This window comes from Streptomyces sp. NPDC006134 (assembly GCF_040628835.1).
In the GTDB taxonomy this organism is placed as follows: domain Bacteria; phylum Actinomycetota; class Actinomycetes; order Streptomycetales; family Streptomycetaceae; genus Streptomyces.
This window is the reverse complement of sequence record NZ_JBEXTV010000109.1, coordinates 1-9,940: the sequence shown is the minus strand read 5'-3', so window position 1 is coordinate 9,940 and position 9,940 is coordinate 1. Positions and strand designations below refer to the sequence as shown.

The following is a 9,940-nucleotide window of genomic DNA, read 5'->3' as shown; positions in this document are numbered from 1 at the left end:
TTTTTTTTTTTTCCCCCCCCCCCCCATTTAAAACACACCCCCTCCAAAAATATTCCCCACCCCCCCCCCTTCCCTTCGGGCGGCCCCCGGATGGCCGGCCCCCGCCTCGCCGTCCGCTGTTCCCCGGTCCGCGCCGCATCGGCCTGCGCCGCACCGCGCGGGGCGCCCGCGGGGGCGGGCCGGGACCCGCCCCCGCCGCCGGTCACCGGCTCTCGGCGAGCACCTTGCGCAGCGTCTCGGCGAACGGGGCGCTGTGCGTCAGGAAGCCCTGGTGGTCGCCGGGGAAGTCCACGACCTCCGCGCCCGCGCTCTGCGCGAGCGCGAGGCTCGCCCGGTGGATCGCCGTGTCCCGGGACGCCTCACCCGCCGCGCAGACGATGCGGGTCGGCGCGCCCTTCAGCGCCTCGCCGTCCGGGACGTAGCGGCTGAACGGCAGCATCACGTGGCCGACGAAGAACTCGGCGTTCGCCGCCATCCGGCCCATCATCTCCATCATCTCCGGGCTCATGCCGCCCATGTCCGGCCCCGGGGCGCCCTGCGGGCCGGGACCGGCCTCCGGGGCGCCCTGCGGGCCGGGACCGGCCTCCGGGGCGCCCTGCGGGCCGCCGTCGCCGGCCTCCGCCCCCGCGATGAACTTCTGCATCGCGGGACCGACACCTGCGGCGCGGTAGGTGTCGTGCACGTCCTGGAAGTGGTCGCGCCAGCGCGCGCGGTCCTCCAGCAGCTCCATCACCGGCGGCTCGTGCGCCACCAGGGTGCGCACCTGCTCGGGGTGGCGGGCGACCAGGTCCAGACCGACCAGGGCGCCACCGCTGCTGGCGAACACATGGGCCGGCTCCTGCCCGAGGGCCGCCAGCAGGCGGTGCGCGTCATCGCTGTACACCTCGACCCGTTGCTCCTCGGGGGCGCCCTCCAGGGTGCTGCGGGAGTTTCCGCGAGGGTCGAACCGCACGACGGTGTAGTCGTCGGCGAGCGCGTCGGCAATCCCGGAGTAGATGGCGGCGTCCGTGGGACCGCCGCAGATCATCAGCAGAACGGGACCCTGGCCGCTGACCTCGTAGTGCAGCGTCGCGCCCGGAACCCGCAGGCTTTCCGTCTTCGTTACAGACATCGAGTCATCCTCTCGGTTTCGACCTGGTCGGCCCGGCGGCGCCGGACCGGGAGTGCCGTGTGGTGCTGAAGAGCGTGTCGTGGGGACCGGCCCGACCGGGGACCAGCCTCCCGGACGCGCGCAGCCGTACCCGCCCGGCCGGCCGCCGGGCACGTGGCCGCACGGGGCCTTCGCCACCCCGTGACGTCCCTTGACGCACGCGCGCCCAGGAAGACACAATCAACCATACAGTTAATCAATCGGTAGGTTGAATGAGAGATGGCGAATGACGAACTCAGCAACACGTTCTCAGCCCTAGCGGACCCCACCCGCCGGGCGATCCTGACGCGTCTGGCAGCCGGCGAGGCGACGGTGAACGAACTGGCCGAGCCCTTCGACATCAGCCTCCAGGCCGTCTCACGGCACCTGAAGGTGCTCGAGCGGGCGGGACTGATCACCCGGGGCCGCGACGCCCAGTGGCGTCCCTGCCGCCTCGAGGTGGCGCCGCTGGGCACCGCCGCGGAATGGATCGAACGTCAGGCGCAGGTGTGGCAGTCGCGGCTGGACCGCCTCGACCAGCACCTGCAGGACACCCAGGACCGACGACGAAAGGCACAGCAATGACCCTGCAGGACACGGCCGACAGCGACCTCGGAGAACTCACCCTCACCCGCGTGTTCGACGCTCCCCGCGAACGGGTCTTCCGGGCGTTCGTCGAGCCCGAGCAGCTGGCCCGGTTCTGGAGCCCGGCCGGGACGTCGCTTCCGGTGGAGAAGATCAGGATCGACCCGCGTCCGGGCGGCGTCTTCGAGACGGTCATGGTCTCCGACGCCGACGGCACGGAGTACCCGATGAGCGCCACCTTCATCGACGTGGTCGAGCCCGAGAAGATCGCCTTCACCGTGGCCGCCACCGGCCTGGTGTCGACGATGACCTTCACCGAGACCGACGGCAGGACCGAACTGGTCGTGCACCAGACCCGTGTCCCGGCGATGTTCCGCAGCCCCGAGGCGGTCGCCGGCCTGCACAGCAGCTTCGACCGGCTCACCCAGCACCTGGCGCAGGCGGCCTGAGCCGCGTACCCCGCGCGGGCGCGCGCCCCGGCGTCCGGTGATGCCGGGGCTCGGCACCGCCCCCGGCCCGCCGTGCCCCCGGAGGGACGGAGACACGCAGGCCCTGCGGCAGTTCGCGAACCGGCCGTGGCGGTACCGGCCTTCGGCGCGGCGGCGGGCCGCCGGGCGGCCACCGCGCCCCGGGGCCGCCGGACCGGCCGACCGGACGGGACCCGGCGGGCGCGGACCCCGGCGAAGCGCTACCGGTCCGCCGTGATCACGACCTTGCCGAAGTGGCCGCCGGAGGCCAGATGCGCGTAGGCGCTCCGAGCCTCGGAGAACGGGAACACGCGGTCGATGACGGGACGGAGCCGGTGGGCGGCGATCGCGCGGGCCATCTCCTCGAACGTCTCCCTGCCGCCCACCTGCATGCCCTGCACGGTCACGGCCTTGCGCAGCAGGGCGACCGGGCCGAGGCCCTCCCCCTGGCTCAGCACGCCGATCACGCTGATCCGTCCGCCCGTGCGCACGGCCCGGACCGACTGCGGCAGCGTGCCCGCGCCGCCGACCTCGACGACATGGTCGACCCCGCCGCCCGCCAGCTCGTGGACGCGGCGGCCCCACCGGGGGACACGCGCGTGGTTGACGCCGGCCACCGCCCCCATGGACAGCAGCCGCTCCAGCTTGGCGTCGCTGCCGGAGGTGACGACGGCCCGCGCGCCCGCGGCCACGGCGAACTGCAGCGCGAAGACCGACACGCCTCCGCTGCCCAGGGTCAGCACCGACTGACCGGCGGTCAGCCCGCCCTGCGTCATCAGGGCGTGCCAGGCGGTGACCGCGGCGCAGGGAAGCGTCGCGGCCTCGGCGTGGGACAGGTGCGCGGGCGTGGCCACCACGGCGTCCTGGTCGAACGTCACGTACTCGGCGAGCACGCCGTCGGCGGTGCCCCCGAGCGCGACGGCCACCTTGGCGTCGGTCGCCGGCCCGCTGACCCACCGCGGCATGAAGACGCTCATGACACGGTCGCCCGGCCTCCAGCGCGTCACCTGCGGACCGACCGCGACGACCTCGCCCGCCCCGTCGGACAGCGGCACCACGTCCGCCTTCATGCCGCGCCCGTACCTGCCGTCGGCGATGAGCAGATCGCGGTAGTTCAGCGACCAGGCCCGCATCCGTACGAGCACCTCCCGCGCGGCCGGGCGGGGGATCTCGCGACGGTCCATCACCAGCGCCTCGGGGCCGGCGAAGACGGGCAGGTGGTAGTACCTCACGGCACCCTCGCGGGCGCCGCTGGGCAGCCGGGGAAGTCAGTGCTCACGGGTGGCTCCCGATCTCGATGCGGGCACTGCGGGGACGGGCCGCCGTCCGGCGCGGACGGGCCCCGTCCGCGCCATCGTCGCACCGGCCTCCGGCGCGGCACATCTCGTCGCGTGCTCTGACGCCGCGCCCCGGGGCCGCACACGGCAATCCAGGAGATGCAGCGCGGAACGGCCCTGTGTGACCGTTCCCGCTGACCCGTCAGGCCGTCTGCGTACGGGCCGCGACCGGCAGGGACGAGCGATTGGACAACACGATGGTCTCCACCTCGATTCACGAACGCTTCGCCGCGCAGGCCCGCCGGGCCCCCGACGCGGTGGCGGTCTCGTCGTCCGGCGGAGAGCTGACCTACCGCCGGCTCGACGAGCGGGCCAACCGCCTCGCCCACCGCCTGCTGCGCGCGGGCGTGCGGCCCGAGGAGCCGGTCGCCGTGCTGATGGAGCGCTCCGCCGACGTGGTGGTCGCGATCCTCGCCGCCCTCAAGGCCGGCGGCTGCTACCTGCCTCTGCACAGCGCCCACCCGCCGCAGCTCATGCAGCAGATCATGGACCGGGCCGGCTCTCCGGTGCTGCTCACGGACCGGGCGAACCAGGAGCGCGGGCTGCCCCGCACCCGGCTGACCGTCCTTCCCGCCACCGACCGGGAAACGGCCGAGGCGCCCGCCACCGACCCGGGGGTGGCGACGGACCCGGACGCGCTCGCGTACGTCATCCACACCTCGGGCTCCACCGGAGAGCCGAAGGGCGTCGCGGTGACCCACCGCGGCGTGCTCGGCCTGGCCGGGGACTCCTGCTGGGACGGGCAGGCACACCGCCGCGTCCTGGCCCTGGCACCGTACGCCTTCGGCGTTTCCACGTACGAACTGTGGGTCCCCCTGCTGCGCGGCGGGCGGCTCGTGCTGCCGCCCCCCGGCGACCTGGACGTGCGCACCGTGCGCCGACTGCTGCGGCGGCACGGCATCACCGCGGTGCACGTCACCGCAGGTCTGTTCCGGCTGTTCGCCGAGGAGGCCCCCGACAGCTTCGCCACGGTGCGCGAGGTCCTCACCGGCGGCGACGTCGTCTCCCCCACGGCCGTGCGGCGCGTTCTGGACGCCTGCCCGCAGCTCGTCGTCCGCGCCATGTACGGCTCCACCGAGGTGTCCTCCTTCGCCGCGTACGCCACGCTCACCGCCCCCTACGAGCCGACGGGGGCGGTTCCCGTCGGCCGTCCGATGGACACCGTCGACGCACGGCTGCTCGACGAGGATCTGCGGCCGGTCGCGGACGGCGAGGTGGGCGAGCTGTACATCGCGGGCGACCGGCTGGCCCGCGGCTACTACGGGCGGCCGGACCTGACGGCCGAGCGCTTCGTCGAGGATCCGCAGGCGCCCGGGTCCCGGATGTACCGCACCGGCGACCTCATGCGCCGCGGACCGCGGGGGCTGGAGTTCGCCGGACGCGTCGGCGACCTGGTCAAGATCCGCGGTTTCCGGGTGGAGCCGGCCGAGGTGGAGCACGTGCTCGCGGCGCAGCCGGGCGTGGCCCACGCCGCCGTGGTCGCGCAGGAGCAGGACGGCGGCGAGCGGCGCCTGGTGGCCTACGTCGTGCCGAAGGCCGCGGGACTGGACACGGCGGCCCTGCGGGCGGCCGTCGCGGGAGCACTGCCCGACTACATGGTGCCCGCCGTCTTCGTCGAGCTGGCCGCGCTGCCCCTGACGGCCAACGGGAAGCTGGACCGTGCGGCGCTGCCCGCGCCCGCCGAGCGGCGGGGCACGGGCGGCGCCCCGGCCCGCGACGCACGGCAGGACGCCCTGTGCGCACTGTTCTCCCGGGTGCTCGGCATCCCCGCCGTGGGGCCCGACGACAGCTTCTTCGCGCTGGGCGGCGAGTCGCTGCAGGCCGTGCGCCTGGCCTCCCGCATCGAGGCGGAACTCGGCTACGAGATCTCGGTCGGTGACGTGCTGAACCACCCGACGGCCGCCGAACTGGACCGCCGGCTGAGCGAACTGGACGAGGCCGAACCGGCGGGAGCGGCGCGATGACGGTCCGGCCGTCCGCCCCGCGCCTGTTCGTCGTCCTGGTCAATCCCCTGGGCCGGCACTCGCTGTGGCCCGCCGACCTGGACGCCCCCGTCGGCTGGCCGGTCGCCTACGGCCCGGCCGCCCGTGCCCGGTGCCTGGTCTTCATCGATCAAGCCCCGGTGTGCCCGCACCCCGCACCCGCGGCGCGTGCCGCCTGAACCCGCGGCCGCGTCCGCGCGGGCGCTGCCCCACCCACCCGGAGAGGACTGGATCACTGTGAGCATCACCGCCGCGCCGCGAGAGGCGGACCGGACCGCGCAGCGCATCCCCCTGTCGTACAACCAGGAGTTCCTGCGCGCCTTCGACAAGGGCGAGACGGACGGCGCGTTCGGCCACCGCCACACCCTGGTGTGCGGCTGGCGGGTCACCGGCGCGATCGACCTCGCCGCCCTGCAGCAGGCCCTCGATGACGTCGTGGTGCGCCACGAGGTGCTGCGCACCTCGGTGCGCGGCGACGCCGAGGGCGGTCACCAGGTGATCGAGCCGCCCTCGCCGGTCCTGCTGGAGGTGCACGAGCTGGGGGCCGGCACGGACCGGACGCGTGACGTGCGGGCCGAGGAGTTCCTGAACGAGCAGGACGCCCGTCCCTTCGACGTGCGCGAGCTGCCGCACCTGCGGGCCGCCGTGGGCCGTTTCGACGCCGAGGACGCGGTGCTGGTGCTGGCCACCCACCACACCTCCACCGACGCCTGGTCGCTCCAGGTGATCATGCGGGACCTCGCCGACGCCTACGCCGCCCGGGTGGCGGGCGGGCCCGCCGAGACGGCCGCGCCCGTGCAGTACCGGGAGTTCGCCCGCTGGCAGCAGGAGACCGCCGGCCACCCCCGCATGGACGACGCGCGGGCCTACTGGCGCGAGCGGCTGGCGGGAGCGCAGATCACCGGGATCGCCTCCGACCGTCCGCGCGAGGAGAACCTGCCGAGCGCCTACGGCGTGCACCGGTTCGTGTTCGACGCGCCGCTGTCGTCGGCCGTCCTGGCAGCGGCCCGGAAGCGGCGCTGCACCCCGTTCATGCTGATGGCCGCCGCCTACAGCGTGCTGCTGCGCGAGCGCACCGGTACCACCGACGTGGTCTTCCCGACCTTCTCCTCCGGCCGCTACGAGGAGCGGTTCATGGACGCGGTCGGCCCGTTCTTCAACTTCGTGCCCCTCCGGATCGACACCACCGGCTGCGCCACCCTGGGCGATGTCCTGGAGCGGGCGCGCACCGCCTGCGTGGGCGCCTACCAGCACGAGATCCCCTTCGCCCGGATCGCCGAGGACAGCCCCGCGCTGCTCGCCCCCTTCGCCGACGGGTTCCTCGCCGTCGTCGCCTTCGAGGTGCTGCAGACGGCCTTCGCCGTGGAGGACAGCCGGCCGGGCGGGCTGCGGCTCACCGCGATCCGGGCCAGGACCCTGTCGCAGAAGGAGAGTTCGGCCATCCCGGACGGCGGGCTGTGGGCGATGGACGTGCTGCCGGACGGGCGGCTCGCGGGCAGCCTGAAGTTCGATCACCACCGCTTCGACGAGTCCACGGCCGTGGAGCTGGTGGCCCGCTTCCGTGACCTGCTGCGCACGCTGGCCGACGCGCCCGGAACCCCGCTGACCTGACCCGCCGGCAGCCGAGTCCTTCGACGAGCCGTTCGACGAACCCTTCGGCGAGCCCTTCGACGCAAGAGGATGCGATCGACGATGACGACCCTGGCCCCTTCCGCCCCCGTGGCTCCGCCGGAGCCCGGCCTCACCCCCGACGAGATCGTCGCCCGCGCCGAGGCTCTGGCCGCCACCCTGGTCGAGCGGCAGGCCGAGACCGAGCGGCGCGGCTACTACGCCGAGGACACCCACGAGGCGTTCTCCCGCGCCGGCTTCTACCGCATCCTCGTGCCGCGCCGCTACGGCGGCTACGAGTTCGGGCCCGAGACGTTCGTCAAGGTCTCCATGGCGCTGGCCCGGGGCTGCCCGTCGACCGGCTGGATGTACCTGTTCGGCGCGGCGCACGCGCTGGTGGTGGGCACGCTGTTCGACGAGGCCGCCCAGGCCGAGCTGTTCGCCGGCGGCGACTTCATCTGCCCGGCGACGGTCGCCCCGGCCGGTTCGGCCCGTCCCGACGGCGAGGGCGGCTGGGTGGTCGACGGCACGTGGGGCTACTGCTCCGGCGCCCCGTACGCGACCCACTTCATCGGGCACACCCTGGTCCCGCAGGGCGCGGACCAGCCGCCGGCGCCGATGCTGTTCATCGCCCCCCGCGACCGCTTCGAGCGCCTGGACGACTGGGGTGCCCAGCTCGGCCTCAAGGGCAGCGGATCGCACAGCATCCGCATCGACGGCGGCCGCATTCCCGCACGCTTCACCCTGCCCGGTCACCTGAGCCAGCTGCCGGTCACCGAGCAGACCCCGGGCCGCAGCCTGCACGGCCCCGAGTACGGCGGCGGTCCGCTCAGCTTCATGCTGCTGGAACTCGGCGTCCTCGCCGTCGGCATGGCCAAGGGCGCCCTGGACGCGTACGAGGAGCTGATGCGCAGCCGTACGACGACGTTCTTCCCCATCGTCCCGCGTACCGAGGACCCCGATTTCCAGTTCCGCTACGGCGAGGCGACGGGAATGATCGCCGCCGCCGAGGCGGCGGTGCTGCACGCCACGCAGCAGTGGCAGGACCTGTGCCGCAAGGAGGCGGCGGCCTTCACCCGCGAGGAGGAGCTGCGGCTGGCCACCATCGGCAGGGAGGCCGTGCGGCTGGCCTGGCGCGCGGTGGAGGGGCAGCTCTTCCCGACGGCCGGCTCCAGCTCGGTGCGGGCGGGCGAGCGCGTCGAGCGGGTCTGGCGCGACCTGTCCACCCTGCACAGCCACGCCGGGTACGGCGTCTTCCTCTCCTCGCTGGCCAACCGCGAGCTTGCCCAGGCGCACTTCGGCGCGGCCCGCCGATGAGCGCCGCCGCACTGCGCCCCTGGACGCCGCGGACCCCGACGACTCCGACGCCCTCCCACCAGACGGATCAGGACGGACTCATGGAACAAGGCTGCCCCTTCACCCTCGACACCACCGGCCGTGACATCCACGCCGAGGCCGCCGCTCTGCGGGCCAGGGGCCCGGCGACCCGGGTGGAACTGCCGGGCGGCGTGCTCGCCTGGTCGCTGAACGGCCACGCGGTGATCAGGCAGGTGCTCGGCGACCCCCGCGTCACCAAGAGCGCCCGCACCCACTGGCCGGCCTTCGTCAACGGGGAGGTGCCGCCGGACTGGGAGCTGATCAGCTGGGTCGCGATGGACAACATGGTCACGGCCTACGGCAAGAACCACGTACGGCTGCGCAGGCTGGTCGGCAAGGCGTTCACCCCGCGCCGCACCGAGGCGTTCCGGCCCCGCGTCGAGGAGCTGACCGACCAGCTGCTGGACGCCCTGGAGCAGGTGGGGCCGGGCGAGACGGTGGATCTGCGCGAGCGGTTCGCCTATCCGCTGCCGGCCCGTCTGGTGGCCGATCTGATCGGCATGCCGGAAGAGGCGCGCGCGAAGACCGCGAAGGTCATCGACGCGATGGTGGACACCACCCTCACCCCCGAGCAGGCCCAGGCCGTGCTGGCGGGCTGGCGGGGTGCGATGGCCGACCTGATCGCCGACAAGCGGCGCGAGCCGGGCGAGGACATCACCAGCGACCTGGTGGCCGCCCGGGACGAGGACGGCTCGCGGCTGTCGGAGGACGAGCTCACCGACACGATCTTCGCCATTCTCGGCGCCGGCTCGGAGACCACGATCAACTTCTTCGACAACGCCATCACCGCGCTGCTGAGCGACCGCAGCCAGCTGGAACTGGTCCTCTCCGGGCGCGCCACCTGGGACGACGTGATCGACGAAACGCTGCGTGTGGAGTCGCCTCTGGCGCAGCTGCCGCTGCGGTACGCGGCGGAGGACATCGAGCTGGACGGGGTGACCATCCCGAAGGGCGATCCGATCCTGGTCAACTACGCCGCCGTGGGCCGTGACCCCGAGCTCCACGCCGATGCCCCCGAGACCTTCGACCTGACCCGCTCCGACAAGTCCCACCTGTCGTTCGGGTTCGGCCCGCACTACTGCCTGGGCGCGGGCATCGCACGTCTGGTGGCGACCACCGGCCTGTCCCGGCTCTTCGCGCGCTTCCCGGACATCGAACTGGCCGTCGGACGGGAGGAGTTGCAGCCGCTGCCGACGTTCATCATGAACGGCCACCGCAGCCTGCCGGTGCGGCTGACCGCCCGGGTGCCGGCGGGGGCGGGCACCCGCTGATCCGCGCCTCGCCCGAAGGGCTGCCGGGGACGCCGCCGTCCCCGGCAGCCCTTCGGTCTGCGCCGTGTCGATCCCGTTCGTGTGGATGCGGTCGGCTTCGGCTCGTCCGAGTTCGACGCGAGCGGCCGGTACGTCGAGGCCGACCTGCCCGGTGTGACGGTCGCCTCCCTCTACCTCCCCTCCG

General features: G+C 73.8%; 9 protein-coding genes and 1 pseudogene. 8 read left to right on the top strand and 2 right to left on the bottom strand.

Going from position 1 to position 9,940, the window contains the following annotated elements; all coding sequences use genetic code 11:
* Nucleotides 1-202: 202 nt before the first annotated feature.
* On the bottom strand, nt 203-1,111 hold the full coding sequence (locus ABZ340_RS35815; RefSeq protein WP_358786076.1) for an alpha/beta hydrolase: 909 nt from the start codon (nt 1,109-1,111) through the stop codon (nt 203-205).
* A 258-nt stretch (nt 1,112-1,369) separates the two neighbouring features.
* Here ABZ340_RS35815 and ABZ340_RS35810 point away from each other — a divergent pair, with 258 nt between their 5' ends.
* Entirely contained in the window at nt 1,370-1,714 is a 345-nt protein-coding gene (locus ABZ340_RS35810; protein ID WP_358786075.1) for a metalloregulator ArsR/SmtB family transcription factor, read from the top strand.
* The gene (locus ABZ340_RS35805) at nt 1,711-2,163 is read left to right on the top strand and encodes an SRPBCC domain-containing protein (protein WP_358786074.1); all 453 of its coding nucleotides are present in this window, start codon (nt 1,711-1,713) and stop codon (nt 2,161-2,163) included. The genes ABZ340_RS35810 and ABZ340_RS35805 overlap by 4 nt, the downstream gene beginning before the upstream one ends.
* A gap of 239 nt (nt 2,164-2,402) precedes the next feature.
* Here ABZ340_RS35805 and ABZ340_RS35800 read toward each other — a convergent pair whose 3' ends face one another.
* Nucleotides 2,403-3,413 carry an NAD(P)-dependent alcohol dehydrogenase gene (locus ABZ340_RS35800; protein WP_358786073.1) on the bottom strand — a complete coding sequence of 337 codons (1,011 nt, stop codon included), beginning with the start codon at nt 3,411-3,413 and terminating at the stop codon, nt 2,403-2,405.
* 290 nt (nt 3,414-3,703) lie between these two features.
* On the opposite strand from ABZ340_RS35800, the gene ABZ340_RS35795 reads away from it, so the two are divergent.
* The 6 genes and pseudogenes from ABZ340_RS35795 to ABZ340_RS35770 all read left to right on the top strand — a co-directional run.
* Nucleotides 3,704-5,482, top strand: a complete 1,779-nt coding sequence (locus ABZ340_RS35795) for a non-ribosomal peptide synthetase (protein WP_358786072.1) — start codon at nt 3,704-3,706, stop codon at nt 5,480-5,482.
* The gene (locus tag ABZ340_RS35790) at nt 5,479-5,679 is read left to right on the top strand and encodes an MbtH family NRPS accessory protein (RefSeq protein ID WP_358786071.1); all 201 of its coding nucleotides are present in this window, start codon (nt 5,479-5,481) and stop codon (nt 5,677-5,679) included. The genes ABZ340_RS35795 and ABZ340_RS35790 overlap by 4 nt, the downstream gene beginning before the upstream one ends.
* A 58-nt stretch (nt 5,680-5,737) precedes the next feature.
* Nucleotides 5,738-7,111, top strand: a complete 1,374-nt coding sequence (locus tag ABZ340_RS35785; protein WP_358786070.1) for a condensation domain-containing protein — start codon at nt 5,738-5,740, stop codon at nt 7,109-7,111.
* An 81-nt stretch (nt 7,112-7,192) separates the two neighbouring features.
* Nucleotides 7,193-8,425: an acyl-CoA dehydrogenase family protein gene (locus ABZ340_RS35780; protein WP_358786069.1), complete on the top strand. Its 1,233-nt coding sequence runs from the start codon at nt 7,193-7,195 to the stop codon at nt 8,423-8,425.
* 80 nt (nt 8,426-8,505) lie between these two features.
* A complete protein-coding gene (locus ABZ340_RS35775; RefSeq protein ID WP_358786068.1) occupies nt 8,506-9,756 on the top strand; it encodes a cytochrome P450 in 1,251 nt (416 codons plus the stop codon).
* 90 nt (nt 9,757-9,846) lie between these two features.
* Nucleotides 9,847-9,940, top strand: a pseudogene (locus ABZ340_RS35770) (exodeoxyribonuclease III); the annotation flags it as partial.